We start from the raw sequence: 16,944 nt of genomic DNA on the forward strand, positions 1-16,944 counted from the left end.
GTGGGGCTCGAAGCATGCGACTCGCACGCTCGTCCCGCCACCTGACCCCGGCCCGACACCGAGGCGAAGACCGCATTGCCGCCGAGGGACCGGTTGTTGTCGCGTTCCGGCCTCGCCATTGCGCACCGCGCCGCGACTTCCGACGATGGCGAGATGTTCTTCCGCCGCCGCAAGTGGGTCAGGACCACCGGACGCGTGCTCGACTCACGGATTCGTGACGTGTACACCCCGAAGCTGTCCGGCAACCGCGGCGGAGGCTCGATCACGCTGCACAACTACGTCGTCGAGTTCACGGCCCCGAACGGCGAGCGGACCAGACTGGAGATCGAGCAGGACCTGGAAACCATCGACGTCGCGATCGGCAGCGAGGTGCCGCTGCTCGTCCACCCGGACGGCACGGAGGCGTCCTTCGACGAGAAGGACCCGCGGATCAACATGATGGCCGTCCACGAGGCCAACCAGCGCGCCGAGCAGGAGCGGTTCCGCAAGCAGCTCGAGGGCTAACAACCGCCCAGCGTGGTCTCGGGCCGCAGCGTCCTCGGATCGAACGGAATCTCCCGCTCGTCGCCGTTGCGGTTGCGCGTGACGAGGCTGCCGGCGCGCACGGTGACGGCCGCGATGAACAGGCCGTCCTCCTCCAGGGTGCAGCCGAACGACACCATGTCCCGGTCGGCGGTCGCCCCGGGCTTGCGCAGGACCACCTCGGTGCGGCCGTCGAACCGGTAGATGGCCGCTTCGAGCTTGCCGTCGGCGGATTCGAACGTCGCCCGCTGCTCGCCCCGGTGCGCCTGTTCCGGGGGCTGCTCGTCGTTGGAGGTGAACAGGACGACGGCCGCACCTACGGCCGCGAGCACCGTCAGCGCGACGACGACCAGCGCCGCGCCGGTCCGCCTGGTCTTGCGCTCTTCGTCGTCCGGGGGAGCCTCGCCCAACCACGTCACATCGACCATGCTCGCAGCTCCGCCCGAACGCGCGGAACCGGGTGTCCGTTCGTTGCCGCTTTCACGGTCGTTCGAGCATCGCGCGGCGCCGGCTGTGTCCTCGCGGGTCCGGTCGGTGGGTCGCGGCGGCGGGATTTCGGGAGGTCGCGGCTGTGTCCTTGCGGGCCCCGGCCAGTGGGTCGTAGCGGCGGGATTTCGGAAGATCGCGGCTGTGTCCTCGCGGCCCGGCCAGTGGGTTGTGGTGGCGGGATTTCGGGACGTCTCGGCTGTGTCCTCGCGGGTCCGGTCGGCGGGTCGTGGTGGCGGGACTTCGGGACGTCGCTGCTATGTCTTCGCGGGGCCGGTCAGCGTGGTGAGACGGCGGGCGAGGAACTCGCGCTCGGGCTCGTTCGTCGTCCGGGCCAGGGCCTCGCGGTACGCGGCGGCTGCCTCGGCTCGGCGGCCCAGGCGTTCGAGCAGGTCGGCTCGGATGGCCGGCAGGTACTGGTAGCCCGCCAGCCGCTCGTCGTGCGCCAGCACTTCGAGTGCACGCAAAGCGTGTTCGGGGCCGTAAACGCGGGACAGCGGCACGATCCGGTTCAGGGCGACGACGGGCGATGGCCAGATGGCGAGCAGTTCGCCGTACAGGTGCAGCAGTTGCGGCCAGTCGGTCTGCTCGAATGTGGGCGCTTGTGCGTGCAACGCGGCGATCGCGGCCTGCAGTGTGTACCGGCCGGGGCGCCCGGCGCGCAGTGCGCGAACGATCAGCGTGTCCGCCTCGGCGATCGCCGCCCGGTCCCAGCGTGACCGATCCTGATCCTCGAGCCGGACCAGCCGACCCTCGGCATCGGTCCGCGTGCCGCGGCGCGCGTCGGTGGCGAGCAACAGCGCAAGCAGCCCTTGCGTTTCCGGCTCATCCGGCATCAACTCGCTCAGTGTGCGCGCGAGATACAGCGCGAGGTCGGCGAGGTCATTGCGCAGAAGAACAGTCCCCGATGGCGCGGTGTGTCCCGTCGTGTACAGCAAGTGCACGACCTCAAGCACCGCCCGCAACCGATCGGGCAGTTCGGTCGCGGCCGGCATGCGGTACGAGATGCGCGCTTTGGTGATCTTCTTCTTGGCGCGGGTCAGCCGGGCGGCCATGGTCGGTTCCGGGACCAGGAACGCGCGCGCGAGATCGGCGGTCGAGACGCCACAGACCAGCCGCAGGGTCAGGGCCGGCCGGACCTCCGCCGACAGCGCCGGATGGCAGCAGGTGAAGATCAGCCCCAGCAGATCGGGCGCGGGCTCCTCGGCCGGCGGCGGCACGGCCAGGAGCGCCAACTTGGTCCGGTACACCTGCTCGCGGCGGATCCCGTCGATGGCGCGCCGGCGGGCGGCGGTGGTCAGCCAGCCGACCGGGTTGGCCGGAACGCCGTCGACGGGCCAGGTCGCCAGCGCGGACGCGTACGCCTCCTGCACGCACTCCTCGGCCATGTCCACATCGCGCGTCACGCGCACCGCCGCGGCGAGCACAAGGCCCCACCCGCGCCGGTGCGCATCGGCGAGCTGCGCGTTCACGTCCCCGCCCGCGGCCGGTTGCGCGTTTGCGTTCCCGCCCGTGGTCGGTTGTGCGTTTGCGTCCGCGCGGTCGGGTGACTGCGCGTTTGCGCCTGCGCCCGTGGTCGGTTGCGCGTTTGTGTTCACGCCCGCCGCCGGTTGCGCGTTTGCGTCCGCGCGGTCGGGTGACTGCGCGTTTGCGCCTGCGCCCGTGGTCGGTTGCGCGTTTGTGTTCACGCCCGCCGCCGGTTGCGCGTTTACGTTCCTGCCCGCCGCCGGTTGCGCGTTTGTGCTCCCGCCCGCGGCCGACTGCGTGTTTGCGTCCGCGCGGTCGAGTGACTGCGCGTTTGCGTTCCCGCCCGTAGCCGGTTGCGCGTTTGTGTTCACGCGGTTGGGCGCACGTAGCCGCCGGCGATGGGGCGGATCTCGACGGCGCCGCCCTGGCGCAGGACCGGGTTGCCGCGGGCGATCCGCAGCGCGGCGTCGAGGTCGGGCGCATCGATGACGTAGAAGCCGGCCACGACCTCCTTCGCGTCGACGAACGGGCCGTCGGTCACGGTGTCGGCACGCAGTGTGGTCGCGGTCGCCACGGGCTCCAGGGCGAACGCCGCCACCAGCCCGCCCGAAGCCTCCAGGTCCTGCGCGTGCCGATCGTGTTCCTGCAGCTCGTCCGAGCCCTCGGCGGCCGAGTCGGCTGCGTAGATGAGCACCGCGTACTGCGCCATGTCGCTCTCCTTCACGAGATCACGATTGTCGTGCACCCCTTTGTCGAACGCCGGCTGCGCGAATCGACATCTTCACGCCAACGATTTCAGGACTCGGGTGAGTGCGGTTGCGCGAGTCCTGTCCGTTCGCGCCTTCAGCAGCGGGAGGATCAGCGCGTACCGGCCGCTGCGCGACATCCCCGCGAAGGTCGCCGCCGCCCGGGGATCGGCCGCGAGCGCCTCGGTCAGGACCGGCGGAACTTCGGCGTTCGACTGCCGTGGGTACGCGGCCGACCACCGTCCGTCAGCGCGCGCGGTCGCGAGTTCGGCGTCACCGCCCGTGCGCATCCGGCCGGCGGCCTCGAGGTGCTCGGCGCGTTCGACGTTGACCTGGGACCAGGGGCTGGCGGGGCGGCGGGGGGAGTACCGCTGCAGAAAATGCCGATCGTCGTGCCGTCGGCGGTGGCTGTCGATCCAGCCGTGACACAGCGCGACGTCCAGCGCCTCGGTGGCGGTCAGGCCCGGTTGGCCCTTGCGCGCCAGGACCAGCCAGACCTCACGCTCCGTGGTTTCGGATAACCATGCGTCGAAGGTCGGCGCGTCCATCGTCCGCGCGGTCACAGCATCTCCAGGTAGTGCGGGTTGTACATGATCCCCAACAGATTGCCGAACGGGTCGAGCACCGTGGCGGTGATGAAGCCCCGGCCGCGGTCCTGCGGCTTGTCCTGCAGCGTGGCGCCGAGGTCGAGGAGCCGCGCGAGCTCGCCCTCGATGTCGTCGACGTGCCAGTACAGGACGGCCCCGACGGCGCCGGTCGGCGTGCCCGGCGCGCGGTACCGGGCGTCGACCAGCCCCAGCTCGGCCTGGCGGTCACCGAGCCGCCACTCGGCGTAACCGTCGCGGAGGAAGTACGGCTCGACGCCGGTGACCTGCGTGTACCAGGCGCGCGCGGCGGCGTGATCGGCGGCGTAGTAGGAGACGGTGGCCATGCCTCGGAATGTCATGCCCATATCGTCGCGCCAGTTGCGGAAGATATCGTTCCTCAATGCTCGTTCGAGTGCTCCAATTGCTCTCGCTCCTGCAACAGCGCCGCGAATGGGCGGGCGCCGAGCTGGCCGAACGCCTGGAAGTCACCACGCGCACGGTGCGTCACGACATCGACCGGCTGCGTGAGCTCGGCTACCAGGTCGACTCGACGACCGGCCCCGGCGGCGGGTACCGGCTCGCGGCCGGCACCGCGCTCCCACCCCTGGTGCTCGACGACGACGAGGCGGTCGCCGTCGCGGTGGGACTGCGCGCGGCCGCGGCGGGCAGCGTCGCCGGCATCGAGGACGCGTCCCTGCACGCTCTGGCCAAACTCGAACGCACACTTCCGCGCAGGTTGCGCCCCCGCGTCGACGCCCTGCGCAGCACCACGGTCTCCGCGGCCGGCGGCGGCCCGGTCGTCGACGTCGACACGCTCACCACGATCGCGGCCGCCGCCCACGCCCATGAGCGCTTGCTGTTCGAATACGCATCCCACGACGGCCAAACGAGCACCCGCGACGTCGAACCGCACACCCTCGTCTACACCGGCCGCCGCTGGTACCTGCTCGCGTTCGACGGCGCCCGCCGCGACTGGCGCACGTTTCGCGCAGATCGGATCACGCCACTGCCGTCCAAAGTTCCAGTGCAGCATTTCGTACCGCGAGAGCCTCCCGGCGGCGACGCCGCCGCCCACGTCCTGCGGGGCGTGACCGCGGCGCCGTTCCGATACCGCGTACGCATTCGTTTCGCCGCCCCGGCCGAGGCGCTCGCCGACTGGAACACCCCGACCTCGGGCCGCCTCACCCCGCTCGGTGACGACGCCTGCGAGCTGGTCACGGGCACGGACTCACTGTTCGACCTCGTGACCTACCTCGGCAAGATCGGCATTCCGTTCACCGTGCTGGACCCGCCGGAACTGCGCGACTTCCTCCGCGACCTGGCGGGCCGGTACCTGGATGCCGCCGGTTCGTAGACCACTGCCCCGTGCGGCACCGCCATGTCTGGATGCCGCCGGTTCGTAGTCCACCGCCCCGTGCGGCACCGCCACGTCTGGATGCCGCCAGTTCGTAGACCATCACCGCGACGCGCCGCCGCTGCGTCTGGATGCTGCCGGTTCGTAGACTTCGATCCATGCGGGGACGATTCGACAATCTGCGCAGGATCGAGGCGCTCGATCCGGACGCGGACCACCTGGCGATCCACCGGCTCACGCTCACCGAAGAGTTCCCGTGGGACATGCGCATGGCGTTCAACCTTGCGTTCAACCGCTCGTTCGCGCTGCCGCGGGTTGCGCGCCAGCTCGTCGCGACCGGCGCGATCCTGCGCGCACCGCGCAAACGGGCGGACGACACGGGCATCATCATGTACGAGATCCTGTTGCACGGCACCGAATCCGCGCGCGGCAAGCTGGCCATCCGCCGGCTGAACGGGGCGCACCAAGGGTTCGCCCTGGACAACGGCGACAGCATCTACGTCGTCGCCGCACTGGTCGTCATCCCGATGCGCTGGCTGCGCCGGTACGGCTGGCGCCGCCCCTGCGCGAACGAACAGGAAGCGGCGGCCGTCTTCTACCGCCGCGTCGGCCGTCTGATGGGCGTGCGCGACCTGCCTGACCGTTACGCCGACTTCGAGGCGTACCTCGAACAGTACGAACGTGCGCACCTGCACCCGACGCCGGAGGCCGCGCAGATCGAGCGGACCACCCGAGACCTGCTCCGGGGCCGCATCCCGGCCCGGCTGCGGGGCGCGGCGGACTCGCTCATCGGCGCACTGTACGACGAGCCGTTGCGCGCCGCGTACGACGTGCCGCGGCCGCCGCTGTGGGCGCGGGCCGGACTGCACACCGCGTTGCGCGTTCGCGCACTGCTGCTGCGCTGGTTCGCGCGTCCGCGCACGACGCCGCTGTTCGCCGACGGCATCGTCACCAAGTCCTATCCGGACGGCTACGACCTCGCGCACGTCGGTTCGGCGCCGACATCCCGCACGGCGACCCCGGCGACCGGCACACCCACAGAGCCCGCACCCGAACGATCGCCGTCCGCCTGAGCATGCCCGCGGGTGTCGGCATGCGAGCGTTGGCCGTCCGTTTGAGTGTGCCCGCGGGGTGTTGGCATGCGAGCGTTGGCCGTCCGTTTGAGTGTGCCCGCGGGTGTTGGCATGCGAGCGTTCGCTGTCGGCTTGAGTGTGCCCGCGGGAGCCCGCATGCGAGCGTTCGCTGTCCGCCTGTGCGCGCTCACGGCATCCGTGGCCGAACGATCGTTGTCCGCCTGAGCGTGCGCCCGGGCCCACGCCTGGACAATCGTGGTCCGGGTCGACGAGGGCGGCCGCGTCGGTACGATCGGAGGAGTGCGGGAGCTGACCACCGACCGGCTGTTGCTGCGCGAATGGCGCGACGACGACGCGCCGTTCGTGTTCGACATGTGTTCGCGGTGGGAGGTGCAGCGGTGGGTCGGCGCCCACCCGCGCGTGCTCACCAGCCTCGACGAGGCCCGCGCCACGATCGCGCGCTGGCGGGGGTACGACGACGGGCGGCACGCCGTCTGGTCGATCCGGCGCCGCGCCGACGGTGCGCCGCTCGGAACGCTGCTGCTCATCGGCATTCTCGCGTCAGGGGCGGACCTGCCGCTGCAGCCGTCCGGCGAGACGGAGATCGGCTGGTACCTGCACCCCGACGCCTGGGGCAACGGGTACGCGACCGAGGCGGCCGCCGCCGTCCTGCGCGAGGGGCTGTTCGACGAGGTCCTCGCGGTCACCTACCCGGAGAACACCGCGTCCCGGGCGGTCTGCACGCGGGCCGGCATGCGGCACCTCGGGCAGACCGACCGGTACTACAACATGACCTGCGAGCTGTTCTCGTTCACGACACCCCGGTAGGCGCGTCCGGGTCCAGCGCCGCCTCCACCGCGACCGCCTCCAGACCGCGCAACAGCGCCTCGGCGTCGTCCGGGGCGATCACGTGCGTGTCGCAGAAAACGATTGCCTGCGTCGCACCTGGAAGTTCGTCGATGTGCACGATGAGCGGCTCGAACGGCACGTCCTGCTTGGTTGTCCAGGTGAACATGCCCGTGTGCGCGGCCTTGGCGATGTCCTCGTTGCCCGGCACCGGAACGCCCGCGAGCGCGGCGTCGTCGCGGCGGTCGTTGAAGTAGCACGGGAGCTGCAGCCCCGGGCGGTCGGCGGTGACGCGATCGATCAGAGCGTCCAGTCCCGCCGGGTCGTAATACGCGTGTTTGTACGTGCTGAGCGCCGACTTCCGCGCACGTTCGAACGCCTCGGCGAAGGTGAGGCCGGCGATGTCGAGGCGGCACAGACCGTACTGGGCGAGCATGCACACGACCCGGTCCAGCCCGGGCCGGAAACGGTTGTTCACCATCGGGCGCACGACGACCGGATTGAGGCTGGTGACGCGAGCGAGCGCGATCGCGAACACCGCGAGCAACACGGGCGCCGCGGGGATGCCCGTCCGCGCCGTGACCGAGCGCAGAGCCATGCTGAGCGCCGGTGATTGAAACTCGCCGCGCCAGTGCCGGGGCGATTGGGGAGCGCGCGACTGCGGGTACCGTCGAAGCGGCATCTCCCGCAGAATCGCCTCCCAGTGCCGCAGCGCCATCGTGTTCTGCCGCTGCCCGGGGGCCGAGGCCTGCCATCGGGCCTGCTCCAGGGGCTGCAGGTCGGGCACCGGCGTTTCGGGGCGCTTGTCGAGCTCCTCGAGCAGCACGCCGGCGCCGAACGCGTCGGTCACGAGGTGACACATGACCACGACGAGATGCGTGAACGTGTCGTTTTGGCGCACGACGGCCATGCGAATCGGCCAGTCCCGCTCGAAGTCGTACGGGTCGTTCTGCAGCTTCAGCCGGATTCGCTCCGCCAGCGCCGCGGGGTCCTCGTCGGCGGCCGCCTCGAAGATGCCGAGCGCGACCTCGCCACGATCGGCCACCACCTGCAGCGGACCGCCGCCTTCGCCGATGCCGACGCCGCCTTCGCCGCTGTGGCTGCTGCCGCTGTGGCCGACGCCGCCTTCGCCGCCATGGCCGCTGCGGCCGTCGCCGCTGATGCCGCTGCCGTTGCTGCCACCGCTGCCGCTGTGGCCGCTGCCGCGTTCGTCGGCGCCGGCGCGGAAACGAAGCCGGGTGCGGGCGGTGGGGAAGCGGCTCATGAGGTACCGCAGCCGGTCGTGCACATCGTCGAGCGTGGTTCCCTCGGGCAGCGGGCCCCACGCCCCGTTGGGAATCCAGGACTCCTGCCGCACCATGGCGCGCCAGATGTCCTGCTGGCCCCAGGAGAGCTCGCCCTCCCCGGCCCCGTCCCCCGCGAACGCCACGTCGGTCATCCGGACCACCCCTCCGCGCCATCGGCGACACCGGATGCTAACCGCGCCGCGATCTTGGCCACATCGGTTCGGCGACCGATGTTCTTCCTGTGCATCCGGAGCACGGCGCGGGGCGGTGCCGGGCTAGGGTGACGGTCGGACATCGGGCGGAAATGGGGGAGACCGTGACGATCTGGCCGCCGCCGGAGCGCATCGCCATCGACCATGACGACTACCACGCCGAGCACATCGGCCATACCAGCGACGGGCGCCAGTTCTTCCTGACCACGCCGTTCCGCCCGGGCATCAACGAGGATCCGGGCGAGGAGTTCGTCGCGCTCTACCTGTTCGATCCGGAAGGGAAACTGCTCGAAGCGCGCATCGACTCGTTCGGGCCGCGCGGCACGATGGACCGCGCGGAGCGAACGTCCACATATGAGCAGCGGCTGCGCGAGCTGGGCGATGTGACGTACGACCGGATCGAAATCGCACCGTTCACTGTTGAGCGTTTCGGGACCACGTTCGGGCTCATCCCGCGCGACGACGAGGACGACGAGGACGGCGACATCGACTGGTACGTCGAGCTGCACCCCGGCAACTACATGGCCTTCGCGCCGCCGTGGGACAGCGGGGAGTACGACACCTGAAGCTCAGTCGAAGTCGAAGATGCTGTGCCGGTCGTAGAAGTGCAGGACATAGCGGCACTGGACACAGATGAGCAGCGTCATGGTGTGGCTGGTGAAGCCCCACTTGCTGTCCTGGCGGGACTGTTCCTGCTGAAACTCGGTGCAGCCGCAGAGGGGGCAGGCAAGCTCGGGTGCGGTCATGATTCGACCGTAACCGGGCGCCGCAAGCTAGGACTGGGGCCGGTGGCCGTAATGGTGCTCGTGCACCAGCGGGTCGCACTCCACCACGAAGTCGACGACCTGCCAGAAGTCCGCGATCCGGGGGTGGGCCAGCGCCGCGGTACGGCTGAGCTTCTCACCGTAGAGCGGCCCGTCCGGCGCCACGAAGGCGGCGTCGACCGCGGTGGCGGCCGGCAGCGGGCTGTTGACGACCGGGCCGAAGCGGCAGCCGAAGGTCAGGTGGTCGTCGTACTCGTCGCCCTCGCCCCACGTGCCGAAGACGACGTCGATCCAGCTCTCGCGCTCGTGGCCGTGGTCGTAGCAGGCCGCGAAGTACACCGCGTACGGCCGCCCGTCGCGCTCGACCATCGTCCACGTGCGCTGGCTGGGGTTGCCGCAGCAGTCGCAGATCTTCTCGCCGCCGCCGCGGAACGACTCATCGGTGGTGAACACGAGCGAATCATTCCGCCCCGAACGATCCCACGCAACGTCCGGGCGAACGCGAACGCGCAACGGCCCGGCGAACGCAAGCGCGCACCGGGCCGTTGCGAACAAAAGTGATCCGCAAAAGTGACCGCAAAAGCGAACCGCCAAAAGCGAAACGCCAAAAACGCTAGTCCTCGTGCGGCGGATCGGCCAACGGCCACCCACCGGCCGCGAGATGCGCCGACACCCGCACGACGTCCTCGGGCGTGGCGTTCTGCAGCACCTCTTCCTTCACCATCGCCTCGATGTCCTCGGTGGTGATGGGGTCGCCCGGCGTCGACTGGTCGGCGAGCTCGCGCGCGATCTTGCGCACCTCGTCCTCGCTGAGCTTGCGCCGCAGGATGCCGAGCAGGGCAACGTAGTCCTGGCGCGGCACGCCGGTCGGGTACCCGGCCCGCAGCCAGTCAACGGCGCGAACCACGAAGTTGGAACGGGAGTCGCTCACGGAGCCCCCTACTTCTTGTCGACGATGGTCGGGAAGACGTGCTCGAAGCTCAGCATCTTGCCGAAGCCGCTGGCCACGATGTAGGTGATGCCCAGCGCGACGCCGAGCAGGACCACGACGAAGCACACCCAGCCCAGGACCGTGCCGATGGGGTTGGCCTTGGCGACGGTACCGTCATCCGTGACCTCGGCGGAGCCGCCCGCGCCCCAGGCGAGCGAGCGCACGCCGAGCGCGAACAGGGTCGGCAGGCCGGCGCCCAGGATCAGGCCGACGAGCAGCACCTTCCAGGCGGCCTGAAGAGCGAACTGCAGATTCTGCGACATCAGGCAGCCACCTCGGCGTTGAGCTCGTCCCGCTGGTTCGGGTTCTCCCACTCGTCATTGACGTTGTTGTGGTCGACCGGCTTCTTGCGCGAGTGCCAGTACATGTACCCGGCGAGCGCGACGAGAATCAGGAAGACCACGATGGCGCCGGCCAGGCCGCCGATCAGGTTGCCGATGAACCACATGACGGCGCCGACGATCGCCGCGGCGGGCAGCGTGATCAGCCAGGCGAGGACCATGCGGCCGGCCACGGACCAGCGGACCTGCGCGCCGGGCTTGCCGACGCCGGTACCCAGGATGGAGCCCGTCGCCACGTGCGTGGTCGACAGCGCGAACCCGAGGTGGCTGGAGACCAGGATGACCGCGGCGGAGGAGGCCTCGGCGGCCATGCCCTGCGGCGGGGCGATCTCGACGAGGCCCTTGCCGAGCGTGCGGATGATCCGCCAGCCGCCGAGGTAGGTGCCCAGCGCGATGGCGAGCGCGCACGCGGCCTTGACCCAGAACGGAATGTTCTTGGTGTCGGTCCAGTCGCCGGTCGCGATCAGCGCGAGGGTGATCACACCCATCGTCTTCTGGGCGTCGTTTGTACCGTGGGCCAGCGACACCAGCGACGCCGAGCCGATCTGGCCCCAGCGGAAGCCGTTGTCGGTGAACCGCTGCGCGACGCCGACGACCACTTTGTAGATCAGCCAGGTCCCCACGGCGGCGATGACGCCCGCGATGATCGGCGACATGATGGCCGGGAGCAGGACCTTGCCGACGAGCCCGTCGAGCTTGGTGCCGTTGCCGTTCCAGTTCACCCCGGCCCAGCCCAGGCCCGCGATCGTCGCGCCGACCAGGCCGCCGAACAGCGCGTGCGACGAACTGGACGGCAGACCGAGCAGCCAGGTCAGCAGGTTCCAGACGATCCCGCCGACCAGGCCGGCGAGCACGATGAGCAGGAGGGCGAATCCGCCGCCTTCGAGCAGGTTCGCCTTCGGTGTGCCGTCGGAGTTCTGGATCTTCACCACCGCGTTGGTGACGGTGAGCGCGACCTCGACACTGAGGAACGCGCCGACGAGATTCAGGATGCCCGACAGCAGCACAGCGGTCTTCGGCCGCAGCGCCTTCGTGGCGATGGACGTGGCCATCGCGTTGGCCGTGTCGTGGAAGCCGTTGGTGAAATCGAACCCGAGGGCGGTCACGATCACCAGGACAAGCACCACGGTGGTTTCTGTCACGCTTTGATCGTCGCGCTTCCGGCCTGGTGGCAACAGCGCTCAGGAGCTTCCTTGGAAAAGTTCGACCGCTGTCAACCTTCTGCTTGCCTGATTTTCTCATCCTTCCCTGGTCAAAGAAGGGTTGAAATCGGTCAGCATGGTTATGACAGGTATATGACGGGCACCGGTCGGCCCGCTTGCTTGTACAACTGAGGGATGACATACACCCCGGGGGAGACGGCGGAGCGCACCGGATTCTCGCTCGACACGCTGCGCTACTACGAGCGCATCGGCCTGCTCGACAGCGTCGACCGCAACGCCGGCGGCCAGCGCGTCTTCACCGACGACGACCTGACCTGGCTGGGCATCCTGCGCTGCCTGCGCGACACCGGCATGCCGATCGCCCGCATGCTGCGCTACGCCGAACTGGCCCGCGGCGGCGACGCCACGTTCGCCGAGCGGGCCGAGCTCCTCGAGGAACACGACCGCGACATCGAGTCCAAGATCGCCGCCCTGCGCGACGAGCAGCAGCGCATCCAGGAAAAGGTCAGCTGGTACCGCACGCAGCTCGACCTCGCCCACCAGACGCTCACCGGCTGACGCTCCGGCCTCACATCGGTCTGCGCGCGGCTGTGCGTCTTTGTGCGCGCTTGCCGAAACGCAGCGTTTGTACCGTCGCCGCGTGACGCAGATCCGCACGGTCTGTTCGTACTGCGGGGTGGGCTGCGGCATGGTCCTCGACGTTGCGACGGACCCCGACGGCCGCCGGCGCGTGCTCAAGGTGCTCGGCGACAAGGAGCACCCGGCCAACGCCGGCCGGCTGTGCACCAAGGGCGCGACCAGCGCCGAGATGCTCGCCGCCCCCGGCCGCCTCGAGCGCGCCCGCGTCCGGCCGAATCGCCACGAACCGATGCGCGAAACGAGCATCGACGAGGCGATCGCGCACACCGCGCACCGGCTGCGCGCCATCGTCGACGAGCACGGACCGGACGCCGTCGCGTTCTACGTGTCGGGGCAGCTGACGCTCGAGGCGCAGTACCTGGCGAACAAGCTGGCCAAGGGCTTCGTGCGGACCAACCAGATCGAGTCGAACTCCCGGCTGTGCATGGCCAGCGCCGGCAGCGGCTACAAACTGTCACTGGGCAGCGACGGCCCGCCCGGCTCGTACGACGACTTCGACCACGCCGACGTGTTCCTGGTGATCGGTTCGAACATGGCCGACTGTCACCCGATCCTCTTCCTGCGCATGCTCGACCGGCTGCGCGCGGGCGCCAAACTCATCGTGGTCGACCCGCGACGCACCGCGACCGCCGCCAAGGCCGACCTGTTCCTGCAGGTCCGCCCCGGCGCCGACCTGGCGCTGCTGAACGGCCTGCTGCACCTGCTCGCGGCGAACGGTCACCTCGACGAGGAGTTCATCGAGGCGCACACCGAGGGCTGGCCGGCCATGCCCGAGTTCCTGGCCGACTACCCGCCGGCGGTCGTCGCGGACCTCACCGGCATTCCGGAGGCGGACCTGCGCGCGGCGGCCGACCTCATCGGCCGGGCGGGGGAGTGGATGAGCTGCTGGACCATGGGCCTCAACCAGAGCACCCACGGCACCTGGAACACCAACGCGCTCATCAACCTCCACCTCGCGACCGGCGCGATCGCCCGGCGCGGCAGCGGCCCGTTCTCGCTCACCGGCCAGCCCAACGCGATGGGCGGCCGCGAGATGGGCTACATGGGCCCGGGCCTGCCCGGCCAGCGCTCGGTCCTGGTCGACGCCGACCGCGCATTCGTCGAGCAGCAGTGGAACCTGCCGCCGGGCAGTGTGCGTACGGACGTCGGCAAGGGCACGATCGACATGTTCGAACGCATGGCCGCCGGCGACATCAAGGCCTGCTGGATCATCTGCACGAATCCGGTCGCCTCGGTGTCCAATCGCGCAACCGTGACCGCCGCCCTCGAGCGCGCCGAGCTCGTCATCGCTCAGGACGCGTTCGCCGAAACCGAGACGAACACCTACGCCGACGTCCTCCTGCCGGCCGCCATGTGGTCCGAGATCGACGGCGTCATGATCAACTCGGAGCGCAACCTGACCCTGCTCAGCGCCGCCGCCGACCCGCCGGGTGAGGCCCTGGCGGACTGGGAGCTGATCGCCCGGATCGCGGTCGCCATGGGCTACGGCGACGCCTTCAGCTACGGCAGCGCCGAGGACGTCTTCGCCGAGATCCGCGCCTTCCACAACCCGCAAACCGGTTACGACCTGCGCGGCGTCACCTACGAGCGACTCCGCCGGGAGCCCGTGCAGTGGCCCGCCCCGCCCGATTCCAAGAGCCGCAACCCCATCCGGTACCGCACGAGATCCGCCCTCACCTTCGCCACCCCCACCGGCCGCGCCGTCTTCTTCCCGCGCCCCCATCTGGACCCGAAGGAGCTGCCGGACGACGACTTCCCCTTCCTGCTCAACACGGGACGTGTCCCGCATCAATGGCACACCATGACCAAAACCGGCCGGGTGGCGAAGCTGAACAAGCTGAACCCGGGCCCCTTCGCAGAACTCAACCCAGCCGACGCGGCAAGGCTCGGCGCATCCGACGGCGACCAGCTGGAACTGACCTCCCGCCGCGGCCGCGCGGTCCTGCGCGCTTCGGTGAGCGAAAATGTCCGCCCAGGCGACGTTTTCGCCCCGTTCCACTGGAACGACATGTTCGCCGCGAACATCGCCGTGAACGCCCTGACGTCGGACGCGGTCGACCCGATCTCGTACCAGCCGGAACTGAAGGCCTGCGCAGTCCGCCTGACCCGGGTCGAGCCCACCACCCCGACGCCCGGCCTTCTCCCAGCCGGCTCCACTGTGGACGAATTCGAACTCGGGCCGCCGGTCTTCACCGAGCTGGAGCGGATGTACCTCGGCGGCTTCCTCAACGCGATCGCCAAGAACCCTCCGGCGCCCGGGGCAGTGCCACGCCTGCCGGCGGACGCACCGTTCGATCCGGCCCGCGCGGCCTGGGTCGACGGCTACCTGGCGGGCACCTACAACCGACCGGCCGCCGCGGAAGACCGTCATCTCGCGGCGCGAACCGTCGAGATCCTGTGGGCATCGCAGACCGGCAACGCGGAGGACCGTGATCTCGGGGCGCGAACGGTCGAGGTCCTGTGGGTACCGCAGACCGGCAACGCGGAAGACCGTCATCTCGCGACACGAACCGTCGAGATCCTGTGGGCATCGCAGACCGGCAACGCGGAGGACTTCGCCGCCGAGGTGGCGCGCCGCCTGTCCGATGAGGGATGGCAGCCCAACCTGCGTGACATGACAACGAACGCCGGCGAACTGCTGGGCGGGGCGAACAACCTCCTGGTGATCACCAGCACGTACGGCGACGGCGACGCCCCCGACAACGGCGCCGCGTTCTGGGACTCCCTGCAGGCCGAAGCACCACGCCTCGACGGCCGCCGCTTCGCCGTGCTGGCGTTCGGCGACTCCAGCTACGCCGACTTCTGTGGCCACGGCCGCCGCCTCGACGCCCGCCTGGCCGAACTCGGCGGCGAACGACTCACCGCCCTGGTCGACTGCGAGCCGGACTTCGAGACCGCCGCGCATGGCTGGCTCGAAGCGGTGCTGCACGGGCTGCGCACTTCCGCGCCCACGCCCGAGGTGCGCGTTTCCGAACAGCCTCGGTCGGAAGCGCGCAGTCCGGACCCGGCGGTGTCCGTAGCGCGCAGTCCGGAGTCAGGGGTGTTCGAAGCGCGCACTCCGGGGTCGGCGGTGTCCCAAGCGCGCAGTCCCGGGTCGCCGGTGTTCGAAGCGCGCAGTCCGGAGTCGGGAGTGTTCGAAGCGCGCAGTCCGGAGTCAGGGATGTTCGAAGCGCGCACTCCGGGGTCGGCGGTGTCCCAAGCGCGCAGTCTGGAGTCGGGGGTGTTCGAAGCGCGCAGTCCGGAGTCGGCGGTGTCCGTAGCGCGCACTCCGGGGTCGGGGGTGTTCGAAGCGCGCAGTCCGGGGTCGGCGATGTCCCAAGCGCGCAATCCACAGCCGGCATCCAGCCCGCGGGTGGGCGGTCGCGGCGAGGTGGTCACGGCGACGTTGAGCGGGAATCGGTTGTTGAGCGGCGCCGGGTCGGCCAAGGAGGTGCGCGAGTTCACGTTCGACGTCGGCAGCGAGTTCGGATACAGGGCCGGGGACGCGATCGGCGTGTGGCCCGTCAACTGTCCGTCGCTTGTGGACGAATGGCTGGCCGTCACGGGGCTTGATCCGGTGGCCATCGTGGACGTCGGCGGGGAGGTGGAGCTGCGCGACGCCCTGCTGCATCGGCTCGACATCACAAAGATCACGCCGGGGCTGATGCGGTTCGTGGCCGAACGCGGGCCGGACAGTCCACTGCGGACACTCCTGCGGCCGGACAATCAAGGTGAGCTCGCGAAGTACACGTGGGGGCGGCAGGCCATCGATGTCGTCAGTGAGCATCTCGTCAAGGCCGGGCCCGGCGAGTGGACACAAGTGCTCAAGCGGCTGCAGCCCCGGCAGTACTCGATTTCGTCCACGCCGCTGCGGGAGCCGGGGCGGGTCGCCACCACGGTCTCCGTGGTGCGGTTCGAGAACGGGAGTGGGCGGATGCGCAAGGGAGTGTGCTCGACGTACCTCGCCGATGCGCGAATGGACACCGAGGTGCGCGTGTTTCTGCAGCGGTCCCCGCACTTCCGGCCGCCCGCCGACGACGGGGTGCCGATGGTCATGATCGGGCCGGGGACCGGGGTGGCGCCGTTCGTGGCGTTTCTGCGGGAGCGGCAGGCGCGCGGGGCCCGCGGGGCGAACTGGCTGTTCTTCGGCGAGCAGCGGCGGGCGACCGATTTCTACCACGAGGCGGAGCTCGATCAGCTGCGCGCCGAGGGCGTCCTCACGCGGCTCGATCTGGCGTTCTCCCGCGACCAGCGCGCGAAGGTGTACGTGCAGGACCGCATGCGCGAACACGGCGCCACGCTCTGGGCGTGGCTGCAGGACGGTGCGCAGGTGTACGTGTGCGGCGACGCCACCCGCATGGCCAAGGACGTCGACGCCACGCTGCGTGAGATCGTCGGCGCGTACGGTGCGATGGATGCCGGCGCCGCCGCGGCGTATGTGAAACAGTTGTCGGCCGACAAGCGATACGTCCGGGACGTGTATTGATC

General features: G+C 70.0%; 18 protein-coding genes. 7 read left to right on the forward strand and 11 right to left on the reverse strand.

Annotated elements, in window-relative coordinates:
* Window positions 1-153 precede the first annotated feature (153 nt).
* Window positions 154-504, forward strand: a complete 351-nt coding sequence (locus ACQPZ4_RS18865) for a hypothetical protein (RefSeq protein ID WP_433062583.1) — start codon at window positions 154-156, stop codon at window positions 502-504.
* On the opposite strand, the gene ACQPZ4_RS18870 is transcribed toward ACQPZ4_RS18865, so the two are convergent.
* The 5 genes from ACQPZ4_RS18870 to ACQPZ4_RS18890 all read right to left on the reverse strand — a co-directional run bounded on the left by ACQPZ4_RS18870 (window position 501) and on the right by ACQPZ4_RS18890 (window position 4,167).
* Window positions 501-950, reverse strand: a complete 450-nt coding sequence (locus ACQPZ4_RS18870; protein WP_433062586.1) for a hypothetical protein — start codon at window positions 948-950, stop codon at window positions 501-503. The two genes, ACQPZ4_RS18865 and ACQPZ4_RS18870, sit on opposite strands and share 4 nt — an antisense overlap.
* A gap of 315 nt (window positions 951-1,265) precedes the next feature.
* Entirely contained in the window at window positions 1,266-2,435 is a 1,170-nt protein-coding gene (locus ACQPZ4_RS18875) for an RNA polymerase sigma factor (RefSeq protein ID WP_433066575.1), read from the reverse strand.
* A 407-nt stretch (window positions 2,436-2,842) separates the two neighbouring features.
* Complete coding sequence (locus ACQPZ4_RS18880; protein ID WP_433062589.1) at window positions 2,843-3,199, reverse strand: YciI family protein; 357 nt, start codon at window positions 3,197-3,199, stop codon at window positions 2,843-2,845.
* Between the two features lie 57 nt (window positions 3,200-3,256).
* The gene (locus ACQPZ4_RS18885) at window positions 3,257-3,784 is read right to left on the reverse strand and encodes a YdeI/OmpD-associated family protein (RefSeq protein ID WP_433062592.1); all 528 of its coding nucleotides are present in this window, start codon (window positions 3,782-3,784) and stop codon (window positions 3,257-3,259) included.
* Entirely contained in the window at window positions 3,781-4,167 is a 387-nt protein-coding gene (locus ACQPZ4_RS18890) for a VOC family protein (protein WP_433062594.1), read from the reverse strand. Before ACQPZ4_RS18890 ends, ACQPZ4_RS18885 begins: the two co-directional genes overlap by 4 nt.
* Window positions 4,168-4,208: 41 nt before the next feature.
* On the opposite strand from ACQPZ4_RS18890, the gene ACQPZ4_RS18895 reads away from it, so the two are divergent.
* The 3 genes from ACQPZ4_RS18895 (at window position 4,209) to ACQPZ4_RS18905 (ending at window position 7,063) form a co-directional block, all read left to right on the forward strand.
* Window positions 4,209-5,162, forward strand: a complete 954-nt coding sequence (locus ACQPZ4_RS18895; protein ID WP_433062596.1) for a helix-turn-helix transcriptional regulator — start codon at window positions 4,209-4,211, stop codon at window positions 5,160-5,162.
* A 158-nt stretch (window positions 5,163-5,320) separates the two neighbouring features.
* Window positions 5,321-6,235 (forward strand): oxygenase MpaB family protein, encoded by a 915-nt coding sequence (locus tag ACQPZ4_RS18900; protein ID WP_433062598.1) that lies wholly within the window; start codon window positions 5,321-5,323, stop codon window positions 6,233-6,235.
* 300 nt (window positions 6,236-6,535) lie between these two features.
* Complete coding sequence (locus ACQPZ4_RS18905; RefSeq protein WP_433062601.1) at window positions 6,536-7,063, forward strand: GNAT family N-acetyltransferase; 528 nt, start codon at window positions 6,536-6,538, stop codon at window positions 7,061-7,063.
* Here the strand turns inward: ACQPZ4_RS18905 and ACQPZ4_RS18910 are convergent.
* Window positions 7,047-8,519, reverse strand: a complete 1,473-nt coding sequence (locus ACQPZ4_RS18910; RefSeq protein ID WP_433062604.1) for a condensation domain-containing protein — start codon at window positions 8,517-8,519, stop codon at window positions 7,047-7,049. The genes ACQPZ4_RS18905 and ACQPZ4_RS18910 overlap by 17 nt on opposite strands.
* A 164-nt stretch (window positions 8,520-8,683) precedes the next feature.
* On the opposite strand from ACQPZ4_RS18910, the gene ACQPZ4_RS18915 reads away from it, so the two are divergent.
* Window positions 8,684-9,145 carry a hypothetical protein gene (locus ACQPZ4_RS18915; RefSeq protein ID WP_433062607.1) on the forward strand — a complete coding sequence of 154 codons (462 nt, stop codon included), beginning with the start codon at window positions 8,684-8,686 and terminating at the stop codon, window positions 9,143-9,145.
* Window positions 9,146-9,148: 3 nt separating this feature from the next.
* On the opposite strand, the gene ACQPZ4_RS18920 is transcribed toward ACQPZ4_RS18915, so the two are convergent.
* The 5 genes from ACQPZ4_RS18920 to ACQPZ4_RS18940 all read right to left on the reverse strand — a co-directional run bounded on the left by ACQPZ4_RS18920 (window position 9,149) and on the right by ACQPZ4_RS18940 (window position 11,817).
* Window positions 9,149-9,325, reverse strand: a complete 177-nt coding sequence (locus ACQPZ4_RS18920; RefSeq protein ID WP_433062609.1) for a hypothetical protein — start codon at window positions 9,323-9,325, stop codon at window positions 9,149-9,151.
* 27 nt (window positions 9,326-9,352) lie between these two features.
* A complete protein-coding gene (locus ACQPZ4_RS18925) occupies window positions 9,353-9,796 on the reverse strand; it encodes a hypothetical protein (RefSeq protein ID WP_433062612.1) in 444 nt (147 codons plus the stop codon).
* Window positions 9,797-9,956: 160 nt separating this feature from the next.
* The gene (locus ACQPZ4_RS18930) at window positions 9,957-10,274 is read right to left on the reverse strand and encodes a DUF3349 domain-containing protein (protein WP_433062614.1); all 318 of its coding nucleotides are present in this window, start codon (window positions 10,272-10,274) and stop codon (window positions 9,957-9,959) included.
* 8 nt (window positions 10,275-10,282) lie between these two features.
* Complete coding sequence (locus tag ACQPZ4_RS18935) at window positions 10,283-10,597, reverse strand: hypothetical protein (RefSeq protein ID WP_433062617.1); 315 nt, start codon at window positions 10,595-10,597, stop codon at window positions 10,283-10,285.
* Window positions 10,597-11,817, reverse strand: coding sequence for an inorganic phosphate transporter (locus ACQPZ4_RS18940; protein ID WP_433062619.1), 1,221 nt, complete (start codon window positions 11,815-11,817; stop codon window positions 10,597-10,599). Before ACQPZ4_RS18940 ends, ACQPZ4_RS18935 begins: the two co-directional genes overlap by 1 nt.
* A 195-nt stretch (window positions 11,818-12,012) precedes the next feature.
* On the opposite strand from ACQPZ4_RS18940, the gene ACQPZ4_RS18945 reads away from it, so the two are divergent.
* Window positions 12,013-12,396, forward strand: coding sequence for a MerR family transcriptional regulator (locus ACQPZ4_RS18945; protein WP_433062622.1), 384 nt, complete (start codon window positions 12,013-12,015; stop codon window positions 12,394-12,396).
* A gap of 82 nt (window positions 12,397-12,478) precedes the next feature.
* A complete protein-coding gene (locus ACQPZ4_RS18950; RefSeq protein WP_433062625.1) occupies window positions 12,479-16,942 on the forward strand; it encodes a molybdopterin-dependent oxidoreductase in 4,464 nt (1,487 codons plus the stop codon).
* The last annotated feature ends 2 nt before the right edge of the window (window positions 16,943-16,944 follow it).

Origin of the sequence: Dactylosporangium sp. CS-033363 (assembly GCF_050942475.1) — a bacterium.
Classification (GTDB): Bacteria; Actinomycetota; Actinomycetes; order Mycobacteriales; family Micromonosporaceae; genus Dactylosporangium.